Below are 21,708 nucleotides of genomic sequence, written 5' to 3' on the forward strand. Positions count from 1 at the left end.
CTTTTGTGAATGTCAGAGATGACAGGATAGGTCACGCCTTCAATTCCGCCTTCGTCGCGTGAGGTATTCAACCAGGCGAGATGGGAGAATTTACTATCGACCGACACGGCCAGAACTTCGGTATTCTTGGCTTTAAAATCCTTCAGTTTCTCCTGGAACGCGTGCAGCTCTGTCGGGCACACGAAGGTGAAATCGAGTGGGTAAAAGAAAAGAACGACATTTTTTTTGCCGCGAAAGCTGGACAGTGTAACGTCCTGGAACTCTTTATTCACAACAGCTGGGGCGGTGAAATCAGGTGCTGGCTTATTCACGAGTACTGCCATTTTTCACTCCTTAGGCAAAAGAATTGGAACCATCGTAGAAACGTGTCGCCATCGAAACATAGAACCCGGCAGCTGTCAAGAACAGCGTCAGCCGGGTCGAGAAACTCATGCCGAACCACCGTTCTCCATGTAGGCATAACGGAAGTCGGTGATGGGATGGAAGGTTTCCTTGATGGTGCGATGCGAACACCAGCGCAGAAGGTTCCAGATGCTTCCGGCTTTATCATTGGTGCCGGACGCCCGGCCGCCGCCGAAAGGCTGCTGACCGACCACGGCGCCGGTGGGTTTGTCGTTGATATAGAAGTTGCCCGCGCTATGCTCCAGAGCGCGGGTCATATGCGCAATCACGCGGCGATCGCGGGCATAGATGGCTCCGGTCAGAGCATAAGGCGAACTCGTATCGCAAAGCGCCAGAGTTTCATCCAGCTTCGCATCATCGTAAACATAAAGCGTGAGCACCGGCCCGAAGATCTCTTCGCGCATGCTGCGATAATGCGGATCCAGAGCTTCGATAATGGTCGGCTGAATGAAGTAACCGACCTTGTCATCACAGTCGCCACCGAAAATGATGCGGGCATCCTTCGACTGCTTTGCATCATCAATGTAGCCTTTGATTTTATGGAAGGCCTTTTGATCGATCACAGCGCCCATAAAGTTCGAGAAATCCGCGGGATCACCGACCTTGATCTGCTCAGCCGTCGCAACCAGTCCGTCCTTCACAGCTGGCCAAAGGCTTTTCGGAATATACGCGCGCGAGGCCGCCGAGCATTTCTGCCCTTGGAATTCAAAGGCCCCACGGATGAGTCCGGTGACCAGCTCCTGCGCATTGGCGCTCGGATGCGCAAAGACGAAATCCTTGCCCCCGGTTTCGCCGACCAACCGTGGATAGGTTTTGTAACGGTCGATATTCTGACCCACGGTTTTCCATAGCATATTGAAGACGCCCGTCGAACCCGTGAAATGAATACCAGCCAGATCCGGATGCGCCAGGGCCACCGAACTGATCACAGCGGGATCACCGACCACAAGGTTGATGACACCCGGAGGCAGACCGGCCTCTTCCAGCACCTGCATGCCCACATAAGCAGACAGCAGCGACGTCGGTGCCGGTTTCCAAAGAACCGAACAGCCCATCAGCGCCGGAGCAGTGGGCAGGTTGATCGCGATGGATGTGAAGTTGAAAGGACAAACAGCGTAAACGAAGCCTTCCAGGCCCCGCGCTTCGCTTCGGTTCCACATGCCCGGTGCGGACTGCGGCTGCTCGCTATAGATGCGTTCTGCGAAATGCACGTTGAAGCGGAAAAAGTCGATGAGTTCGCACGCCGCATCAATTTCAGCCTGATGCGAGGTCTTGCTCTGGCCCAGCATGGTCGCGGCATTGATCACGGGACGATATTTACCGGCTAAAAGCTCGGCCGCTTTCAGAAAGACCGCTGCGCGATCCTCCCAGTTCAAAGCCGCCCATTCCTTGCGGGCAGCAAGGTTCGATTGAATCGCCGCCTGGACGTCTTCAGCGGTCGCGGCTGTATAGGTCGCGAGCTGATGCGCATGCTTATGCGGACTCACGACCTTATGTTCGGTTTTGGCGTTCAGAATTTTCTTCTCACCAATCACCAGGGGAATTTCAACCCGTGTTCCAGCCTGCCGCTTCAATTCAGTGATCAGCGTGCTGCGTTCGGGTGAGCCCGGTGCATAGCCAAGTACGGGCTCATTGCGAGGTGTTGGGGTTGTACTGCGAATATTCGCCATAAAAATATCCTTTCATCTGACTCATAAACTCCGGGGGGAAAGAACCCAGCACTGTATCTGACTCATAAACTCCCTGATCCGGCGGGAAAGAACCCCCACTATGCGGCTCCACGCGGTAAAAGGCAAGTCCGCCGCAGGGTGTATCTGTTCAAAATGGCAGGGAAAACTGAGGTCCTTGGGACCCCTCTAAAGTTTTTCTTTAATTTACCGATACTGCACCCACGGTATTTTGCGTTCGTTGATGGGCTCGGCACAAGAGGGGGAGGTTCGCGCATGCGTTTGGGGTATACATCGGTTACGCAGCTAATGTTGGCGTCCACCATGCTCCTGGCCTCTGGCTTGCCCTTGGCCTCCTGTACGCAGTACAAACCCAGCAGCTATCGAAGCCAGGTCGGCAATTCTGCGCCGGCTGCCGGGCAGTCCAATGCCACCGCGCCTCTGACGGACGCGTCGGTGATTCTTGCCAATACTAAACTAGCCGCAGCGGGCGGCGCGCTCAAAGCCCGCATCACCTTTGGCGGTCAGACCATCACCCAGGACTTTACACCCACCGGGACTCAGTCCGAGCTGAAAGGCCTTAAATTGCCCGCCGCCTCGGGAGTGCTGGTTGTGGAAATTCTTCAAGGTGACGCCGTGAAATTTGTGGCCAAGCGTGCCAATACCAGCGTTCAGGCTGGCAGCACCGTGGTCGTGGATGATTGCTTGATTCTCCGTGCTCCCTGGGCAGGCACTGTCAATGAGGGCAGCTGTGAATGGAATATCACTGAGGTTTCGAACTGAACTTGGGACGTGACATACACGAATAACACGGCAGGGGATCAAGGTGAAACAAACACACATACAAGCGCTTGTCGTCCTATCGCTTCTCGCCTTCGCTTGCGCGGAGCAGCGCACGTCCAATACCTGGAGCAACATTGAACGCGGCAGCGATGAGTTCAAAACTCAGGTGAGCATCGGCTATGGTTACAACCATCCGGCCATACCGCGTCCCGCATCCACTTTGAATCTGGCCGGCGGCGACCGCGCGATGTTCAGCCTCGCGGTGGATCCTGCGGCTGATGTCTGGCATTCGGCGCTGTTTGATACCTCGCTGCAGCCTCTTCTGCCGCTCGAAACCTCTTTAGTGGAATGGAGCAAAAATTATATAGCCACGCACAAGGCGGAAATCGGCCTGGATGTGAGTGAGCTGGTGAATTTCAATAATACCCTTTACGAACCCTTCCCCCATCAAACCTATGTGACCTTTCAGAGACAATTTGAGGGTCGCGAAGTGCGTGGCGCCTTCGTGCAATTCATCTTTTCGCGTGAAGCGGATGGTTACCGACTGCGTGAAGTGGTGAACAGCAGCTATGGTCCGATCACGCTGCGCAGCATAGCCACCGAGCCTGTCAGTGCCCAGGCCGCCGTGGATGCGACGGGTATTCCCTCGCTCCAGCCGGTCTGGCAGAAATCTCTGATCTATCCTCAGCAGACTCCGGATGGTCGCTATGAATTCCGCGTGGCCACCGAGTTTGAACTCGCGGACAAGGACCTTGGAGAAAACTTCAAGGTCATCGTCGATGATGATACGGCTTCCATCCTTGCGGCGGAAAGCAACCGCTATCATGTCAAGCAGCAGCTGACGATGGAAACCTTCAAAAACAGCTATATCACCAAGGAAGTCGTTATCGATCCCATGGCGGGTGTGCGCGTCGATGCTCTGACGGCTGATGCCACGGGGACCATCGATACGACGGCAACGCAGGGAACGGTGACGCTGACCAGCCCCAAAGGCGCTGTGATCAGTTTGACCGGTAACGCGCAGAATACGACACCTTATAGCTTCCCCGTGACTTTTGCCGCGGGCGGTGTGACCAAAGTCGTATCGGCTGCGAACGTCGATGCCGCTGCTTTGAATGCTTTTGCAGCGCTTTTGGAAGTGAATGAATGGGTCGGCCGCTTCCTGACGCCTCAGCAGGCTCCGCTTCTGACAACAGGTATCCGGACCAATGTGAATATGATTGGTCCTCAGAATGCGCCTTACTGTAATGCGTTCTTCCAGCCAGGCTCCTTGAACTTCTTCGCTCAAGGTGCTGTGGGTGGAACGACCTGCGTGAACACGGCTTTGATCAAAGACGTCATGTTCCATGAGTGGGGCCATGCTCTCGACTTTGAAGTGGGAGTTCAGGCTGGTATTACCGATCGCGCTTTCTCAGAAGGTATCGGTGATATCACAGCGACATTGGCCATGGGTGACCCCATCGTGGGTCGTGGTTTCGTCCTGAACCAGGCGACGAGCAACGTGCGGACCGTGGATCCTGCGACGCCTCGCGTTTATCCACCGGCCAACGCCGCGGAAGCTGAAGAGCATTCCCAGGGTGAAATCATCGGCGGAACTTTCTGGGATTTGCGCCGGAACCTTGTGGCTCTTTATGGTGTGGAAGAAGGTACCGCGCGCACGGCCAGCCTTTTCTTCAAGCATCTGCTCGTAACTGATCGCTACATTGATTCCTACGCCTCGATTTTACGCCTGGATGACAACGACAACAACCCAGCTACGCCTTCGCCCAGCTACTGCGCGATCAACAAGGCTTTCGGTAAGCATCGTCTGATCGGTGCAGCCACCCTGGAAGGCGCCTCCTGTTTGGACCAGGATCAGGGTCTGAAGGTCCGCGTGGATTTGGATAACGGGGATGGAACTCTGAACCTGATCGCGTCCTCCTTCGGTGCCGCTTCGATCGCTTTCTGTCCCGGCAAGGTTACGACCTGCCCAGCGGATGCCAGCACTGTGGTATTCACCGCCAAGCCGATCGCCGGCCTGACCGCCAGCGAGACCAAGAAATTCTATCAGGCCGCCGGTACTGTGAAAGTGAAAGCCGGGGAAATGTACACTCTGATTTCCCGTGATACGGCCGGTGCGGCTGTGGGGCTCAAGACCATGAGCTTCGGCAAGCGTGATCAGTCTGCGGATTTGTCTCAGACCTTGAAGTAATATCGAACGGAAGGGTTGCGCCTGAAAGGGTCCACCCTCTTCGATGGTGTGAGCCTGAGCGGGTTCAAAAAACTAAGTAGATTTATGTAAAAGCTCTCGTCTGTTTTCCTGTGCTGCGGTTTTTCGCCACGCATATGCTAAGATATCGAGTGTGACGAATGCCGGTAATGGAATGGGATAAGCTCCTGTTCCTGGCCACTTGATACCTGGGATAAGCGATGGCCGACATGCGGATACTGACTGCCGTTGAAAAGTTTTTTCTAGGGAACAGTACCGAATATGACCTCGAATTCAACCGCAAGGAAATGGCAAACGCCGCAAAGCTCGCCTATATCGCGTCAGCATTCTTCGTGACCTGGTCCATCATTGACTATTACCTTGCACGAGATATCCTTCTCTATTTGCTGAGCGTGCGGGTCGGGACATCCCTTGTCATCGTAAACCTCGTCCGATTCGGCTTTAACGCCGGTGGAATGAAAGGCGCGCTTGCCAAGTTTCTGGTCTTCTTCATCTTTTCCATATCCGGTGGTTACATCATCTGCGAAATTCCCGATAAGAATTCCCCTCTCATGCTTGCCGGACTTGTTCTCGTGAACTTCAGCATATCGTCCCTCCTGCTGTGGCGTACGCGAGTCTATATCCTATGGGGCCTGTTGGTCATCGTTTCACACTGTGGGATGGTCTATTATTATAAGAATACCCTTGAATTCGCATTGAGCGTGCTTGTTGATCTGACGACCGTAACCCTGGGAGTGATGTTCACCATTCTCAATGAGAGGAATCTTAGAGCTGATTTTAATAATAGAAAAGCCATACAGGAGCAGAAAGACAAGATAGAGACGGCATCCATGGAACTGAACTCGGTATTCGCGACCATTCATGAGTCGATCATTTCTTTTGACCATGGATTGAAAATAAAAATCGCCAGCAACGAACTCGAAAAGGTTTTCGGCAGGATAAACGATGTTGCCTCTTTGATCGAAAAATTCGAGATCGACAAGGATAACATATCGCTCTGCCTCGAATCCTTGAGGTCAATCGCTGGTGAGTCGGAGATAAACAAGACTATCAATGAGCAGCATTTGCTGAAGAATTGCCGATATCGCGGCAGAAGCTACACGTTGAATTGGACCTTCATTTACGACCACCAGGATGTCTGCGTGGGCGGCGTCGTATCCATCAGTGACGAGACGGAGAAAATTTTAAAGGAGTCCATTGAAGAAGCCGCCAACCAGAAGGCGGACAGGATGATGACGAAAATCAAGACCCTTATCAACGGCAATATCAAGTCCGGGCAGTTGTTTTTGAAAGAATCCCTGAATTTGGTGACTGACCTGCTTGATTTGGCTGATTTATCCAGGGTCGACCGCCATCCGGTGCTTCTGCGGAACGTCCACACCATCAAAGGCGCAGGACGGGTTCTAAAAATGAATGATGTCAAACTTTTAGCCCATGAGATTGAATCCAGTTATAAAGAAGGCCAATATCCTGATGTCAGGTCCAAGTGTTCTTTACTTATCTCGGAGTTGAAAGAATACAATCAAGCCTTGGACAGCTTCCTCGTCGGAGAGGTAAGGACGCTGTCGATATTTGATGTCGTGCACTCGCTCAAGGATGATTTTACAGAACGCCTGCGCGCAGCGCGAATTGGCTATCGCGGCCTATCGGTCAGCGATGAGCTTGGGCCGGTTCCCCATGAAATCAAGGAATGCATACTGCATGGTCTAACGAACGCTGTTGATCATGGGTTCATACTGCCGTCGGCGCGCGGTCTCAGCGTGAATGCCGCCTTCATTAAGGTGGAATGCCGGAGAGAGGGCGGCCTGAACTTTGTTTTCATTCGCGATAACGGCGTTGGCATAGACTGGGAAAAGATTCGGGATATCTGTCGCAAAAAGGGCTATGCTGCAAAACCGGACCGGCCTGCCACCGACGTTCTTTTTTTGGATGGCGTTACCACTGCGGCCGAGGTCTCCACGACTTCCGGTCGCGGTATTGGAATGGGGGCCATCAAGGACGCGGTGGAAGCGATAGGTGGCGACGTTAAATTGGTCGACAACGACCAGAATCACGGTTCCATGCTGGTCATATCGTGGCCCGTCGAAGGCCGGGTGGCGTTCCACGCGGACGGCAAAGTTGTTGCGTGAGCCTTCGGATTCTCGATCATTTTTGTTTTCGAACCTCGTTTCACCCTTGCGTTGCCTTTACAGTCTCATTGCGTCAATCGAGCCCGCAGTTCATCGGCAGCCTGGGCAATCAATTTCACTTTCTCAGGATCCATCTTATCCAGCGTCCTCACCATCATCCCGAGCCTGGGATTCTGAGTGAAAAAATCCCGATGCTTTGCAATGAAGCCCCAATAAAGCCCATCCACTCCAGGCTGCCAGCTGCCTGTCTTGTAAGGCCCCATTTTACGATAGTAATTGGACCCGCAAATATAGGGCTTGGTCGCGAAGATGCCCCCATCACTGAAAAGCGCCATCCCATAAACATTCGGCCCCATCACCCAGTCCGAGGAATCCAGGAACATCTCCATAAACCACCGATGCGCTTCCCGCGGATCCACTTCGAGCAGCAGCATCAGGTTCCCGATCACCATCAGTCTTTCGATATGATGGGCATAGCCATAGCGCAGAGTTTTCTGAATCGCATCATCCAAAGGCTGGATCCCGGTATTCCCTTCATACCAATGCGAGGTCAGCCGTCTTGTGTGCTTCCAATAGTTCGTGCTGTCCTGCCGTTCACTGAAGTTTTGATAGATACCACGCACAAACTCCCGCCAACCCATGACCTGCCGTACAAAACCTTCGAGTGAATTAAGAGGAATATCCTTGTTCTCTGCAAAATCCAGCGTTTTACGTAAAACTTCCGCTGGCGTGAGAAGACCCAGATTGAGAAAAGGCGTCAGCAAGGAATGATAAACGAAAGGGGAGTGACGCGGCAGGGCATCTTCATAGGGGCCAAATTCCTCCAGACGCTTTTTTAGAAAATCATCCAGCCAGCTTCTCGCTCCCTCACGCGTGGTCGGTATCCAGAATTCTGACGCTCGGCCCGGATGGTCTTCGAATTCCCGCGCTACGAGTGTGATGACCTCGGTTTCAATTTTAGATGGTTTATAGGCCGGTAAAGCCGGTGTTTTATGATCCTTAGGCAATGACAGCCGATTCTCTTCGTCATAACTCCATTTACCGCCAAGCGGCTTTTTCTTCGCATCCACCAGAACATTCAACCGTTGCCGCTGACGCTCATAAAACGTTTTCATAAAGGGCTTCTTCACGTCTTTCAGATACGCCTGAAACAAAGGCCGCGGCGTGAGAAACATGGGCGATTCCCACTCTTGCGCCTTGACTCCACGGCTCGCCAGCAAAGCCCGTATCCGCGTTTCGAAGAATTTATCCTCGATCTCATAATGGAAAACCCGCTCCACTTTGTTCTCTTTCAAAAACAAAGAGAAAGCATCATCGTAACTCAGACTGTTAGGCCCGAGCGGCTCATAATGCACGCGAAAACCAAAGGAGCGCAGCTCCTCGGCATATCCACGCATAGCTGCAAGGAAGAGGACGATTTTTTGCTGGTGATAGCGGAAGTGGGTGCAGAGTTCGCGGTCCTCGCGCATGTAGACCAGGGTTTTCTCGGCCTTGAGGCCCTGTCTGAGCGCGAGTTCTGGATTGAAAAGCTGATTGCCGAGAACGAGCATGACGTCCATCCGCATTCCTCCCACAGGCGAGCGTGAACTTCAAGCATGCCGCGTTCAGCGGCTTAAGGCAACACCGTCCCTGGCGTTGATGGGCTTATTGAAGAATAGCGTCCACAGCCGCATTCAACTCAGCCGGATTGCTAATCGCCTTCAAAGGCATCCGGTTCAAATCCGCGCCAATGATCAGCTGCGCACCGGCCGAGCGGGGGGCTGCTGCGTTCTGTTCCAGCTTACGGTAGGCATCCTGGTAAGCCGCTACAAAGAAAGCATTCCGGTTGGCATCATAGGCCGGGTTCATGGTGGCAGCGGCCGAGCCTTCAAGGCCGGATGCATTATCCCAGTCAAAGTCCAAGGCGAGGCTTTGATCGGCCGAACGCACGCTGCGGCTATCAGTATAGGCCTTCCAAAGATCATTCATCCAAAGCTTGGAAGCCTCATCCGCCTTATCCTGGGTTCCGGTCAAACGATCGACGAAGGACCCGGTTCCGCCGGCAATCACGGCCCGGATGGCCTTCAGCTGGAACGAATAAAGACCCTGGCTCAGGGTGGAAACCTCGACCAGATAATCCACGTTTGCACAGGTGTCCAGGCTGCCGATCGTGCGGCGGTTGGCATGCTCCATCCAGCCACCGAAGGAAACCAGCTTATCCTGGCCCAGATTCAAAGCATTGACTGTCACATCCTGAGCCGTCAAAGCCAAAGGATCACGGCGGAAGGCGTTCGGTTCCGCGATGGAGGCTTTTAAAGCCTCGGCGAGAGTCCTTGGTTCCATGACCAGCAGTTTGCTCTTATCAACGGCGGGACGCACATGGCCCTGATCATCGGTGAATTCCAGGAAGCTGCGGCCTTCACCCAGATCATGCCGTGCATCCAAAAGATCCGTGTAAAGATCCTGGCTCGGGAAATAAGCCTGGTAGAAGTTTTCGAGCCCATTCTTTTCCACAAGGCCGCCCCCGCGTCTGGCTGCAGCCACGCGTGCCGTGGTGTGAATCAGAACACCCGACGGAATCTCAAAGCGCGACTGACCATCGCTGGTCCGCCCTTTATAGGCATTCTGAACGCGCTCACCGTTGGCCAGATAGAAAGGCTTCGAAGCAACAACGGCTGTATAGGAAACGAAAGGCAGACCCTTCAGAAGGGAAATGCTCGACAGGAAAGCCTGCTCCAGTTGATTATCGGGAATACGCGAGATAATCGGCTGAAGAGTCTTCAGCAGCTGATTATAACGCTGACGGGACGGATCAGGACGGTCTTCGGGTTTCGCCTGCTCATCATAAAACAAATCAAAATAACGTTTCTTGATGTTCTCACTGCGCTCACTCCAGCGGGCATCACCCGGTGCTGTGATCAAAGCGCGAATGAATTCCTTGGGTGAAACGAGCAGCATGTCGCTGAATGCAAGCCAATCCTTCTGCACCACATCCGAACGCTTGACCAGATTGCCTTCCTGCAAAGCCGCGGAAAAATCCGCCGTCGCGAAATATTCGCTCAGAAGGGTAATCTGTCCCACAGCCGCTTCCAGGTTGGCAATCGACTGATCGGGATAACCGATAAAGGCCTGCGCGACTTGATCCGCGCCAACATATTTCACAGCCGAGTCGATGCTGTGACCCAGTTTATTCAAACCCGGCAGCACCAGGACAGTTCCAATCGGTCCCGGTGTGGTGGCCACGATGCGCGCGGCTTTTTCAGCAAGCGAAAGCTCACGACCATCGACGATGACCACGGCGTCTTTCACGCTCGGGTTTTCCAGGATGCCGCGAAGAAGCGCGGCCGCGCCGGATGCCGAGGAACCACCAAAAATCATTCTGGGTTCCACATTGCGCTCCAGAAGGGCCAGAACCTGCGCAATCAAAGCTGGATAACGTTCCCCGTTGCCCTGCATGGAAATACAGGCCGTTTGCGAGGCCGGAGCGGCGACCGCAACGGGAGTGAAAAGAGTGCTGAGAAGAAGGAAGCGACTGAGGAAAATCGAACGCATAGAAGGCCCTCGAAGAGGTTATGGGACTGCATTCCGAGCGCGTACCTTAGCGGACTTTTCGTCTTTTGCAAGAACTAATTCAAAAGGGTTAACTGGCCGGAAAGCCATGACTGACAAGCTTTGCGAGATTCGCGAGGGACGGGATTTTCGTTGTTGCAGTTCGCGTCACTGTGGTATCTACCAGGCGCGATTGCTTCCGCTCCTAACCAAGCTTGGATAAGTATTGCTCATGAAAAAATTAAAGGTCACAATCATCGGTAATAGCATCGATCTCGGCTTTCTGGGTCATACCCGCTGCTATCGTCGTTTGTACTGGCCCAATGGGCTGTTCTTCGTCGGGATGCTGCCGCTTTTCACCATGACGCAATCCCTCCTGACCCTCAGTTCCAAAACCCCCGGACCGCTGCGCCCGCTGGTGAAGGGGCGGATTCGTTCCCTTTCGCAGCGCATCCTGCGTGTGGCTCAGTCGCCACAGAATATTATGGACCGCAAGGACGGTTACCGGGCTCGGATAGCCGAACTCTCGCCGTTTCAGGTCGAGTGGAATAACCTCTGCACAGTGGGCAACACGCTCCAGCAAAGCCTTCGGGATGCGGACGGTATTCCCGCTGACCAGGATATTGTGTTCATTCACCTGGGCGTGATGGAGCTGACCCAGAAATATAGTCCGCAGAAGATTCGGGCTCTTTTCCGTCAGCTTCTTTTGATCAATGCCACGAAAAGCCCCAATGCTCACTTCGTCATCTTCGGTCTGGGCGACATCGTCCATGCGATGTCCACACCCGGCAACAAAAGGCCGGCTTTGCCCTTCATTAAAAATCCCCGCGTGACCCATGTGCAGTCGATGCTCGGATTTGATGGCAAACTCAAACTCAATCCGCGCAGTGATCCGCAAACAGTTGCGTGGGCTGAGCGTTTGAAGCAGACTTACTGCAGGATCTATCAGCATGAACTGCAGCGGGCGATGCGGCTCGGATTGATTCGCAGTCATACTTATGTGCCGAACTCCGAAGCCCCGCTTTATCAGGACCAGGATCGGTCGCGATACTTTGCGATTGATGGAGTGCATCTGGCTGACGAAGGATCCGCTGTGCTGGCGAACTGGGTTTGGCAGAGGATACGCGATGATATTCAGGCCGCGATATCCCGCGCGGCGGGCCAGGTTATTTCCAGCATGGAACCAGGCCCCTGGTCATTATCCAAGAGCTGAACGCGACCGTGCAGGGTCTGAACGCTCTTTCCAATGACGCTCAAACCCACACCGCGGCCGCTGGTGACCGTCACATGATCGGCCGTGCTCACGCCTTCCAGAAAAAGAAATTCGCTCCAGCTATGCCCCGGCTCAGGCTTCCAACCATGTTTTTGCGCCTGCTCCTGAATTTTCTGATGATCAAGCCCGGCGCCGTTGTCGCGAAGGACGAGCACATGCTGATCACCCCTTGGAAAAGCGGATACGGAAAAGCGTGCCTCGCTGGGCCGCCCTTTTTCATGAGCGCGCAGGACAAAGCCGTGATCCGCGGCATTGGTCAACGCATGCAGGACGACATCGGCCAGGGTTTTGAGTTCAAAGCGACTTAAGGATAGCGATTCCTCCACGACGAGGCTGCCGAGGCGAACGCCGGCTGATGCCAGCTGACGTTCCAGGGCCGGTTTATGCTGGGCCACCAGATCGAAGAGACTGCGGACGTCGACATCCGTGATGTGACCCAGGACATGCTGCATCGCGGCTGTATAGGTTTCGGCCAATGCGCGAAGTTCATCCACCCGGGGCTCAAGACGCCCGCCGTGATCAGAACGCAGCTCATCTTCCAATTGATGCGCCTTGTTCTGCAAATCGTGAAGCCTTAGGGTCCTGGCCGTGCCCTTGATGCTGTGGGCTATGCGTTTGGCTGTGCTCATATCCTTTTGCACCAGAGCCGCATGGGAAAGGTTTTGCATAAGCTGCGGGAGTTCGCCGAGGAAACGTCCCACGGCCCTGGGATGACTGCTGAGAATTTCCCGCGCATAGTCCAGCATGTGGTCGGCCTGTTCGCGTGCTTTTTGCGACTGCTTTTCCAGGGTATGGATCGTGGTCACATCCCGCATGACCAGCAGCACGGATTGAATCACCCCGTGCCCCAGGAGAGGCTGCCAGTAAAAAGCGATATCGCGTCCCGAGATCTGCGATTCTGCAGGAAGATTGCTCTGATTCAGTTCCCAGGACAGTTCACTTTCGCCCATGACGGCTTCCAGGCACTGCACCGTGATCGCCTGCCTGTCAGCGGAAAGGCCTGTGAGCGCCATGAGATCCTGGAGCTTTGCGCCTTGTAAATTCTTTTGGCCCGTGATGTCGAGCAGATGACGGGATTCTTCAGCTTCAAGGATCATACCCGGGCGGATCACGATCAGGCCTTCCTCGATGCTATCGACGATATGCTGAAGACGGGCTTTGCCGGCACTCATCTCCTGAGCATGACGGCGCGATTCCCGCCAGGATCTTATGGCGAGGAAGAGGGCAAGGCCGCAGACGACGGCCACAGCTATCATCGCATAGCTCAGGTCCTGATAGAGCGAAAGGTTTTTCAGCTTCAGATCCTTCAGGCGGCTTTCAGCTTTTTCCTGCTGAAGTTCGGCCTCTGACGAGGCTGTGGCCATCGAGTTCTGGAAGTCCGGTTTCAAATGCTTCGAAAAAAAGTGATAGAACGAGCGCCACATTCGATTTTCATCGCGGGGCTCCAGATTCAGCTGGGACAGTGTATCGGTGAGGTCCAGAAGCACATCCATCTGCGGTGATTCCAGGTTCAGACAGGATTGAACCGACATCGAGTCGCCCAGAAGGCGTTTTGTCAGGTCCACGTAGCAGCTTAGAAAAGCGAGGCGCTCTTTGTCGCCATAACTTTTCAGGTTGACCATTTTCAAGGTGTTGCGGGCTTCGAGCGGCTGCTTGTTTTTAGCGAAGACATAGGCTTTGAATACTTTGATATCCATGGCGAGGCTTTCGTGACCTTCGGCAGCATCCAGCGCCTTCAAAGCCTCATCATACTCGGAAAAGAGAAAGAGGTGGCCGATGGCCTTGTTGTAGCTGACCCACTTGATTTGATAGAGGATATAGGGCGTGGGCTCCTGCTTTTTATACCAGTCGAGCACCTCGTTGTAATACTTCACCGAGAGTCTTTGCATCGGCTCGCTTAAGAGCGAATTCGCATATGAGAAGGCCAGGTTCAGTTTGGATTCAGCGATATCGAATTCCGCATCCGCGGGCAGGGCCTCGACGGCTTTTTTATAAAAGCGGATGGATTCATGAACGTGCCCCTTATTGGAGAGGCGGGCTCCGATGACATTCAGTATCGGTGAGGCTATCAGGCGATTGGGAAACTGCTTCTGGGCGGCATCGGCAATGGCCTCAAGACGCTGCGCCGTTTCCATGATGGGCAGATCTTCAGCCAGAATGCAGTTGGCCTGATACTGATGATGATCGGGCTTAGGCGGATACCGCTGACAGATCGGACGGACCAGTTCCGGGCGACCGGAATCCAAAAGGTAATTCGAATAGTAGGACGAGGCCAGATAAAGGTTCTCGGGCGTCTGCAGGCGATCGTCCATGACCCATTTGAACTGCTGGGACTCGGTGTCGGTGGAGAGGGTGAGGTTGGGGCCTTCGTCCATCCAGATAAAGCGTTCGGCCGCCAGGATCGTGTAATCGGAGATGCGGGGTTCCGGCTCCGCATCCGCCCTGGCAGACGAATGGGGCAGAATCATGAAGGCAGCGCATAAGAGCCCGCAGCTCCACCTGCTCGTGCCAGCTTTGTGAATTGTCCGAGCGGACGGCATTCGGCATTCCCCTTCCTTCTTTACATCGGAATTTCGGGGCAATAACCAAGGAAAATTGCGGGGCGATTTCATCCCATTGGGAATAAAACGCGAAACCTGCTTTGGCATTCATACGCTGCAGAAAGAATTGGAACGGAACCTCGCAAAAAAAAGTTTTCGACTGGCTGGCCAGTGCTGGCTTTTGGGGGAACCACTTGATAGACAGGCTCATCAATTTGGAGGTTAGTGATGAATTCTCTCGTTCATGCGTCCGTTCTTGGTTTTTCCCTGATTGCTTCCACTTTGGCCAGTGCCAAAACATTCTCGGGAGTTCTGAATGCTCTCGATTCCACAAAGTATGAGAACGCGACAGCAACCGTGAACTATAAGGCGAAGACCCTCACGCTGTCGCTGCAACCCCGCATGCCCGTTTGTCCCGAAGGCCGCATGTGCATCCAGGCTTTTCCTCCCGCCATCACTCTGATCTTCAAAGGCGCAAAATCCTTCAAGGATTCCTGCGGCGTCATCATCACTCAGGTTCGCACGGCGAAGGCGCCTATCGACGGCAGCAAGACCGAAATCACCCTGGTGAATAACAGCGAGAATAGCTGTGAAAGCAGTCCTGAATTGATCGCAAGCCTGGCCTTGAAGAATCGCGAAGGTGCCCCGGTGGATTCCTTTGTCAGCGCGCGTGAACTGAGTGCTGAATTGAAAGGTGCCGCGGTTGGTCAGTACCTGGATGGGCGCCTTGTCCTGAACCGTGGGACGGGTGACGTGAACGTGAGCCTTCAGCCGCTTATGCCTGTTTGTCCGGAAGGTATGGTCTGCGCCCAGGTCATGCCCCTGCCGGTGGAACTCTTCTTCACCAAAGCCGTCACCACCACCAATGACTGCGGTGTTGTGCAAACGCAGACCGGCCTTGTCTGGAATGAAAACGAAGCTCGCTTCTTCACCGTACTTATCAATGATAATCGCAAAAACACCTGCCCTACGCTCGTGGCCCTTGCGCCCTTGGATATCGTTGTACGGTCGAGCGAGACGGCTGAATTTTCTGACGAGGCCGCTGTGGAAGTCGATCAGCTGACAAGCGAAGGTCTGAACTGAACCCGCCCCGCTTCAAATTTTCTTCCTGGTCGTGGCAGCAGGAACGGAATCCTGCTGCGGTGCTTCCTGGACGCTGGACAAACCCCACAGGGCCAAGGCGATCAGGAGGGAACCCAGGATGGCAAAGACCAAATTCCCTACCGAAAAGCGTTCGATTTCCGCTGCATCATGCTGGTTCAGTCGATTGATCCTGCCAAAATACTGATTCACAAAGATCAAGGGCACAAACGCGAAGAGGCTGATGACCTCGCCATAGCCCGGGATATGCGACATCACGTTCAAGGCGAAGAAAAGAATCGCCAGCACTGTGAGCTGCCGGTTGGAAACGGATAGGGCCACGCGTTCATTCTCTGTCTTGTCCAGGAGTGAGCGAAGCGTGAGCGGAAGGAAGAGAGCGCACAGCGGCGCCCAGGCAAAGGTTCGCTCAGCCACGCGCATCAGCTTCCAGTTTCGATAGCCCCAGTAGATGGTGTAAAGGCCGAAGGTCGTTATATTCATGACGATAAATTTGGGAAGGCCTGGTGCATAGAGCACGGGTAGCCTGGTCGTGGGAGCAGCCGATTCGATGGGGGCAACGGGATGAGCGTCCATGGAATTCTCCTTTGAGGATCATTCGGACGAAACCCTGAGCAAGAAAACCGTCAATGCTTTTTTTGTGGTAAGAATAGGCCGGACAGAGCATCCGGCCGCGAAAAGGAATCAGCTTATTTTCCCGGCTTGATCAAAGCGATATCATCAGCCTTCAAAAGATCCACAGTCTTCACGAGACCGCGTTCCAGACGCGAATAGTATTCGTTTTCCACCACGACATCCAAAGTATTCAGCGGCGCGAAGGTGGGGCAGGTGTTGTTGCGGTTGTTGTTGATCGTCACCTTCATGGCTGGGCCATCGACAGGCTTATTATCAAAGGACGCCACAGTTTGAATGATGCCGCAGTCGTTCACGGTCGTGTAGGCGTTATCGAAGGTGAAGATTTGCGACTCGGAACCGTCGACAGGATTCAAAGTCAATTCCACGTAAGTCTTGCGACCGTCGAAGAAAAGGCTGCCGCCCTTGAAGGCTTGTGATGTGACCGACTCAAGTTCCGCGCGAATCACGCCTTGAAATGCCACGGCTGTCTCCACATAATCGGATGCAAAGCGATCGCGGATCTGAATCCACTTCCCGTTGATGCGATCATACCACTTCTGCTCGAAGTTCAAAGTGGCGACCGCAGGTTTACGGCCGCGGCAGCTGAAATTGCTGGCGTCGGTCAGGGTCACCTGGGTGCGGGTGCCGTCGACAGGAATATAATCCATAAGGGCCACAGTCTTCACGACTCCGCAGCGGTCCACGGTGCTGTTGACGCTTTCAAAGCTGTAGGCGGCGGTGGCGGGTTCGTTGACGTCGCAGCCTTCGGCAGGATTGCAAACAGGCACGAGGACGAGGTCCAGGGTATCCTTGGCGTAATTGATGGTCGCCGTGGCGCTGACATAGCGCGGGGAACCCAGCGCAGTGAACTCAGCCTTGATCGTATCAAGACTTTGAAAGGGCTTGGCCGCAGCGGCCGAGGCAATCAAGGACAGACCCAAAAGTGTGGTACGGGCGAAAAAGGAATTCATCAGAACCTCCAAATGTTACGCCCACAGTCCTATCAGGCCTTCCCTCCAAAAGACTAGGTTTGGCCAGCCAGTCCACTATCTTATTTGAGCATGCAAATAGACGTGGTTAAGACTAACCATCAATTCCCCGTCTGAATGTTCCAGAGTCTTGTGTAAAGGCCCTTCTGCTCCAAAAGCTCTTCATGGGTTCCGACCTCCTTGATCTGTCCCTCATCCAACACCAGAATCCGATCCGCATGACGAATCGTCGACAGGCGATGCGCGATGACGATCAATGTCCTTTGATGCGCGAGCTTTTGCAGGGAACGCTGGATCGCTTCCTCGGTTTCGTTATCCACGGCGGACGTGGCTTCATCGAAGATCAGAATCGGCGGGTCGCCGAGCAGGCCACGGGCTATGGTGATCCTTTGTCTTTGTCCACCGGACAAACGTTGTCCGCGTTCCCCGATCAAAGTATCCAGGCCCTGGGGCAGCTGCAGGGCAAAGTCCCTGGCCGCCGCCACATCAAGAGCCTCCAGCAGGCTTTCATCCGTGACTTCAGGTTTTCCCATCTTCAGGTTCTGGCGCATACTGGTGTCGAGCAGGAACACGTCCTGGCCCACATAGCCTATGTTTTTGCGCAGTTCCTTTTGGGCAACTTGTGTCAAGGGAACGCCATCAATGGTGACCGTTCCGCGCGTCGGATCGTAGAAGCGGAGCAGCAGTTTAATGACCGTGCTCTTGCCGGCTCCCGTTGGACCCACAAGGCCGATGAATTCCCCGGGCTTGATATCCAGATTGAAATTTTTCAGAAGAGGGGAGGAATCGGAGTACGAGAAATCCACAGCCTGAAAGCTCAGCGCACCGCGACTCCGGCCAATGGCCACGGTTTGCGGTGGATCGACGATGCCGACCTTGGCTGTGATCAGATCGAGGGTTCGCTTGACCGAGGCCATGGACCTTTCATAAAGATCCAAAAGTTCTCCGAATGCGGTGAAGGGCCAAAGGAGCCTTTGGGTCAGGAACACCAGGACGGTATAGGCCGCGGGGGAAAGATCGCCGTTGAGCGTTTGCCAGCCTCCGAGGACGAGCGTGAAGAGAAAACCGGCCAGCACCGACATGCGGATGATGGGCACGAAGGCCGAACTAAGGGCAATGGCCTCACGATTGGTTTCGATGTAATGCTGCGACGCATCGTTCACCAGTTGGACCTGTTCATCCTCGGCAACCGCGGCGCGAATCGTGACAACCCCGGTGATGATGCCGGACAGCCTTGCCCCCAGCATGGAAGCAGCCTCGCGAACCGCCGCGTAACGCCCGGCGAGTCGGCCGCGGAAACGAAAGCCCCCATAAAGGATCACGGGAATAGGCAAAAGCGCGAAGGCGGCGACGATCGGCGACAGATAGAAGAAGACGGCGCTGACCAGGAGCGAGGACACGAAGAGCTGAATGAACTTATGCGTGCCTTCATTCAGGAAGCGTTCCACCTGGTTCACATCATCGTTCAGGATGGAAAGGAGGCGTCCTGAGTTTTGTTTTTCATACCAGGATAAGCTCAGCTTTTGGATATGCCGCACACCATCCATGCGTAGAGCATGCTGCAGCTGCTGCGCAAGATTTCGCCAGCGCACCAAAGCCCCATATTCCGTGATGGATTCGAAGAGCCAGATCAGAAAGGTGATAAAGGCCAGAACGCCGAGCTGCTGCACAGGACTTGTGATTCCAGCGCGCGCCAGAAAACTTTGGTCCCGTGATACCACGATGTCGATGGCCACACCGATCAGGACCTCGGGCAGCACATCGAAGATTTTATTCAGCGTGGAATAGACGGCCGCCACCAGCGCTTTCTGACGAAAGGGGGTGGCGTAATCCCAGAGTCTTTGCATGGGGCTGAGGTGATCGGGGGCGGACATGGGATCTCCTGTGGCAAGGTTTGCAGGACTTAACCTTTAGCACAAGGAGTCCTATTCGCCAACGGCCTCACCCCCATCGCTTTACTTTTTGGGTTTGATGAAACGCAGAGTCATGCGATCGCTTTCACCAATGGCCAGATACTTGGCGCGATCCTGGTCCTTCAGCGCCAGCGAGGGCGGAAGGGTCCAGACGCCTTGCGGATAGTCCTTGGTGTCCTTGGGGTTCGCATTGATTTCGGATTTGGCGTCGAGTTTAAAGCCGGCTTTGGTGGCCAGGCGAATGACTTCGCTTTCCTTCACGTAACCGCTTTTGCCTTTGTCATCGACCTTGGTCTTTTCATTCTGCCGATGCTCGACCACGCCCAGGATCCCGCCTGGCTTCAGCGCGCTATAAAAAGCGGCGAAAGCTTTCTCCGCCGCATCATTGCCGCTCCAGTTGTGAACGTTGCGGAAGGTGAGGACCATGTCCGCCGACTCGGGCTTCACGAAGTTCGTGAGGTCGGGCGGCGTGAAGGACGCATAGGAAACTTTCACGTTGGGATGGCTCTGGGCCCAGCCGTTCAGCGTATCGTAGGCTTTCTTGAAATACTCATTTTTTTCAGGGGGCACGATGGCGGCCACGTACTGACCCTGGTTGCTGAGATAGGGTGCCAGTATTTCCGCATACCATCCGGTGCCGGGCCAGATTTCGACCACGGTCATGTTGGGCTTGAGACCCATGAATTTCAGGGTTTCCACCGGATGGCGATAGATGTCGCGCTGCATGTTCTGGGCGGTGCGGAAGGGCGAGGCCACAGCCTCCTCGATGGTCTTCGGCAGTTCCTTGGTGACGACTTCGCGCTTGGCTTCGTCCTTGGCAGGCGTTGCTTCAGGAGTTGGGCTCGTAGTGGTACAGGCTGCAAGGAGGCTACCAACAAGTAGAATCGGAGTCTTTCTCATGAATTGTCCTTTCCAGTAATGGACCCCGAGCCTACCAGACCCCTGCCGTCCCACCCAGAGAAAAGTCATAAATCAGTTTTTATGGGGTCTGGTAATACACTTGAGTTAAGTCTTATTTGCTAGGTATGTCCGGGACTTGCGCATCTTCCTTAAGTTCGTCTGCGGCGCACCGAACTGTGTCCCCATAAGGAGGAGTCTATGAAAAAATTGCGCGCGATCCAGGAACGGCGAGGTTCCGAAACCTTCCCTAATGATCTTCGTGGCGTGGGCGAGTCCCCGCTTCTGACGGAACTTCCTCCATGTCCCTATCTGGTTGTGAGAGGCTCCGACCTGCCGACCCTCGAACCCATCGAAAAATTATTCGAGCTTCAGGTCAATCCACAGGACCAGGTTTTCATCCTGGAAAGTGCGGTCAACGAGAGTCATAAGCATAAGGCTCTGCGGCTGTGGTTTGTCGCGCGCTTTCTTCTGAAACAGCATCCCGGGCTGGAGCTGCAGATCGGTGAACGCGATCTCCTACGCGAAGCCCTCCTGGCCAACATCGGTCAGACAGAGTTCGTGCATCCTAACCGTCAGCAGCGGGAGCCTGTGCCGGTGCAGCTGCATGGTTCAGGAAGCCTGACGCTTTCCGTTCTTTTGCAGCATGTCCTCGTGCAGGTCGGCTATCCGATCCAGGCCACGGAACAGGACTGCATCCTGTCCGCCGATGACGAACTCTTCCGTTTTGAATTCCCCATTGAGACACGTAAAGCCTTGGCCGTTTAGGAGTATTCTGATGCCAAACATTTTGCCCTTATTGATGCTGGCGGTGATCTGGGTCGGTTCCTTGGTGATTGCGGTGCTGCCTTTATCGTTCGCGCTCACCCGACTCGATCCCTGGCTCGTCCTGGGTGCATTTGCACTTTTTCCCTTTTTATTCGTGCCCAGCTTCATCACGCTGGCGGGACTCATGAGCAGCTTCGCCCAGTCGAAGATCATTCCCGGTCGCTTTCCTCGCGAAGCCTTCCATAAGATTTATGGCTGGCGCCGGGTCTATGGCATCTGCTGGACCCAGGTTTTCTATTTCAAACCGCTGTACGCGATCAGCCTCGCTGTACCGCGCTTTAAAAGTTACATGCTCCGACTCTTCGGCTACAAAGGGCCTTCCACGTCCTTCGTGGTCTATCCCGATACCTGGCTGCGTGATCTGCCTGTCCTTGAGATCGGCAAGGATGCTTACCTTGCCAATCGCTCGACCATCGGGACCAATATCTGTTTGAACGATAACACCATACTCGTTGATGCCATTCGCGTCCGGGACAAGGGCCTTGTGGGGCACCTGGTCGTGCTCGCGCCCGGCTGCAGCATTGAAGCCGGCGCGGAAATCGGTGTCGTGACATCCATTGGCCTACGCTGTTGGATCGGTCCTCGGGTGGCGGTCAAACCCAACTGCGGGATCAATCACGGTTGTAATCTGGAAGAAGGCTGCGAAATCGGCACGCGGGCCTACATCGGCCTGAAAGTCCGCGTCGGCAAGGGCGTGAAGGTGCCCGCGGGCGCGAACATACCTGAAGGCGCTGTGATCCTGCAGCAATCGGATATGGATCGGTACTATAGCTCCGAGACGAAGTCCCTGCAGGATTTCGCCGCGCAACTTTCTGTTGTGGGGATCTGATGGAGGTC

General features: G+C 54.4%; 16 protein-coding genes. 7 read left to right on the forward strand and 9 right to left on the reverse strand.

All coding sequences use genetic code 11. The annotated features are described in order from the left end of the window. Together VFO10_RS17680 and pruA are read right to left on the reverse strand one after the other, a co-directional pair. On the reverse strand, window positions 1-323 hold a 323-nt coding region (locus VFO10_RS17680), incomplete at its 3' end, for a redoxin domain-containing protein (protein ID WP_325142570.1). A gap of 105 nt (window positions 324-428) precedes the next feature. Next, a complete protein-coding gene (pruA, locus tag VFO10_RS17685) occupies window positions 429-2,072 on the reverse strand; it encodes an L-glutamate gamma-semialdehyde dehydrogenase (RefSeq protein WP_325142572.1) in 1,644 nt (547 codons plus the stop codon). A 273-nt stretch (window positions 2,073-2,345) separates the two neighbouring features. On the opposite strand from pruA, the gene VFO10_RS17690 reads away from it, so the two are divergent. From VFO10_RS17690 to VFO10_RS17700, 3 genes are all read left to right on the forward strand, one after another. Next, complete coding sequence (locus tag VFO10_RS17690; protein WP_325142574.1) at window positions 2,346-2,852, forward strand: hypothetical protein; 507 nt, start codon at window positions 2,346-2,348, stop codon at window positions 2,850-2,852. 43 nt (window positions 2,853-2,895) lie between these two features. Continuing rightward, window positions 2,896-5,043 carry a hypothetical protein gene (locus tag VFO10_RS17695; RefSeq protein WP_325142576.1) on the forward strand — a complete coding sequence of 716 codons (2,148 nt, stop codon included), beginning with the start codon at window positions 2,896-2,898 and terminating at the stop codon, window positions 5,041-5,043. Window positions 5,044-5,762: 719 nt separating this feature from the next. Beyond that, the gene (locus VFO10_RS17700) at window positions 5,763-7,190 is read left to right on the forward strand and encodes an Hpt domain-containing protein (RefSeq protein ID WP_325142578.1); all 1,428 of its coding nucleotides are present in this window, start codon (window positions 5,763-5,765) and stop codon (window positions 7,188-7,190) included. A 65-nt stretch (window positions 7,191-7,255) separates the two neighbouring features. Here the strand turns inward: VFO10_RS17700 and VFO10_RS17705 are convergent, their stop codons facing one another. Together VFO10_RS17705 and VFO10_RS17710 are read right to left on the reverse strand one after the other, a co-directional pair. Continuing rightward, on the reverse strand, window positions 7,256-8,749 hold the full coding sequence (locus VFO10_RS17705) for a cryptochrome/photolyase family protein (RefSeq protein ID WP_325142579.1): 1,494 nt from the start codon (window positions 8,747-8,749) through the stop codon (window positions 7,256-7,258). 85 nt (window positions 8,750-8,834) lie between these two features. Continuing rightward, window positions 8,835-10,721, reverse strand: a complete 1,887-nt coding sequence (locus tag VFO10_RS17710) for a hypothetical protein (RefSeq protein WP_325142581.1) — start codon at window positions 10,719-10,721, stop codon at window positions 8,835-8,837. Between the two features lie 229 nt (window positions 10,722-10,950). Between VFO10_RS17710 and VFO10_RS17715 the strand changes: the two genes are divergently transcribed. Then, a complete protein-coding gene (locus VFO10_RS17715; RefSeq protein WP_325142583.1) occupies window positions 10,951-11,931 on the forward strand; it encodes a hypothetical protein in 981 nt (326 codons plus the stop codon). Here VFO10_RS17715 and VFO10_RS17720 read toward each other — a convergent pair. Then, window positions 11,853-14,459 (reverse strand): Hpt domain-containing protein, encoded by a 2,607-nt coding sequence (locus VFO10_RS17720; protein WP_325142585.1) that lies wholly within the window; start codon window positions 14,457-14,459, stop codon window positions 11,853-11,855. The genes VFO10_RS17715 and VFO10_RS17720 overlap by 79 nt on opposite strands. A 300-nt stretch (window positions 14,460-14,759) precedes the next feature. Here VFO10_RS17720 and VFO10_RS17725 point away from each other — a divergent pair, with 300 nt between their 5' ends. Next, window positions 14,760-15,614 (forward strand): hypothetical protein, encoded by an 855-nt coding sequence (locus VFO10_RS17725; RefSeq protein ID WP_325142587.1) that lies wholly within the window; start codon window positions 14,760-14,762, stop codon window positions 15,612-15,614. Window positions 15,615-15,626: 12 nt separating this feature from the next. Here the strand turns inward: VFO10_RS17725 and VFO10_RS17730 are convergent, their stop codons facing one another. The 4 genes from VFO10_RS17730 to VFO10_RS17745 form a co-directional block, all read right to left on the reverse strand. Beyond that, window positions 15,627-16,205, reverse strand: coding sequence for a hypothetical protein (locus VFO10_RS17730; RefSeq protein ID WP_325142588.1), 579 nt, complete (start codon window positions 16,203-16,205; stop codon window positions 15,627-15,629). A gap of 113 nt (window positions 16,206-16,318) precedes the next feature. After that, window positions 16,319-17,215 (reverse strand): hypothetical protein, encoded by an 897-nt coding sequence (locus VFO10_RS17735; RefSeq protein ID WP_325142590.1) that lies wholly within the window; start codon window positions 17,213-17,215, stop codon window positions 16,319-16,321. 119 nt (window positions 17,216-17,334) lie between these two features. Continuing rightward, window positions 17,335-19,107 carry an ABC transporter ATP-binding protein gene (locus VFO10_RS17740; RefSeq protein WP_325142592.1) on the reverse strand — a complete coding sequence of 591 codons (1,773 nt, stop codon included), beginning with the start codon at window positions 19,105-19,107 and terminating at the stop codon, window positions 17,335-17,337. 81 nt (window positions 19,108-19,188) lie between these two features. Continuing rightward, complete coding sequence (locus tag VFO10_RS17745; protein WP_325142594.1) at window positions 19,189-20,046, reverse strand: hypothetical protein; 858 nt, start codon at window positions 20,044-20,046, stop codon at window positions 19,189-19,191. A 198-nt stretch (window positions 20,047-20,244) separates the two neighbouring features. Here VFO10_RS17745 and VFO10_RS17750 point away from each other — a divergent pair, with 198 nt between their 5' ends. After that, the gene (locus VFO10_RS17750; RefSeq protein ID WP_325142596.1) at window positions 20,245-20,811 is read left to right on the forward strand and encodes a hypothetical protein; all 567 of its coding nucleotides are present in this window, start codon (window positions 20,245-20,247) and stop codon (window positions 20,809-20,811) included. 10 nt (window positions 20,812-20,821) lie between these two features. Continuing rightward, complete coding sequence (locus VFO10_RS17755) at window positions 20,822-21,700, forward strand: hypothetical protein (RefSeq protein ID WP_325142598.1); 879 nt, start codon at window positions 20,822-20,824, stop codon at window positions 21,698-21,700. The last annotated feature ends 8 nt before the right edge of the window (window positions 21,701-21,708 follow it).

It is taken from the genome of Oligoflexus sp. (assembly GCF_035712445.1).
Lineage (GTDB): Bacteria > Bdellovibrionota_B > Oligoflexia > Oligoflexales > Oligoflexaceae > Oligoflexus.

Bases quoted from the DNA above. Each gene is read 5' to 3' on its own strand.
- pruA (WP_325142572.1), bottom strand. From the start codon at position 2,072: ATGGCGAATATTCGCAGTACAACCCCAACACCTCGCAATGAGCCCGTA.
- VFO10_RS17690 (WP_325142574.1), top strand. From the start codon at position 2,346: ATGCGTTTGGGGTATACATCGGTTACGCAGCTAATGTTGGCGTCCACC.
- VFO10_RS17705 (WP_325142579.1), bottom strand. From the start codon at position 8,749: ATGGACGTCATGCTCGTTCTCGGCAATCAGCTTTTCAATCCAGAACTC.
- VFO10_RS17710 (WP_325142581.1), bottom strand. From the start codon at position 10,721: ATGCGTTCGATTTTCCTCAGTCGCTTCCTTCTTCTCAGCACTCTTTTC.
- VFO10_RS17715 (WP_325142583.1), top strand. From the start codon at position 10,951: ATGAAAAAATTAAAGGTCACAATCATCGGTAATAGCATCGATCTCGGC.
- VFO10_RS17720 (WP_325142585.1), bottom strand. From the start codon at position 14,459: ATGATTCTGCCCCATTCGTCTGCCAGGGCGGATGCGGAGCCGGAACCC.
- VFO10_RS17725 (WP_325142587.1), top strand. From the start codon at position 14,760: ATGAATTCTCTCGTTCATGCGTCCGTTCTTGGTTTTTCCCTGATTGCT.
- VFO10_RS17730 (WP_325142588.1), bottom strand. From the start codon at position 16,205: ATGGACGCTCATCCCGTTGCCCCCATCGAATCGGCTGCTCCCACGACC.
- VFO10_RS17735 (WP_325142590.1), bottom strand. From the start codon at position 17,215: ATGAATTCCTTTTTCGCCCGTACCACACTTTTGGGTCTGTCCTTGATT.
- VFO10_RS17740 (WP_325142592.1), bottom strand. From the start codon at position 19,107: ATGTCCGCCCCCGATCACCTCAGCCCCATGCAAAGACTCTGGGATTAC.
- VFO10_RS17745 (WP_325142594.1), bottom strand. From the start codon at position 20,046: ATGAGAAAGACTCCGATTCTACTTGTTGGTAGCCTCCTTGCAGCCTGT.
- VFO10_RS17750 (WP_325142596.1), top strand. From the start codon at position 20,245: ATGAAAAAATTGCGCGCGATCCAGGAACGGCGAGGTTCCGAAACCTTC.
- VFO10_RS17755 (WP_325142598.1), top strand. From the start codon at position 20,822: ATGCCAAACATTTTGCCCTTATTGATGCTGGCGGTGATCTGGGTCGGT.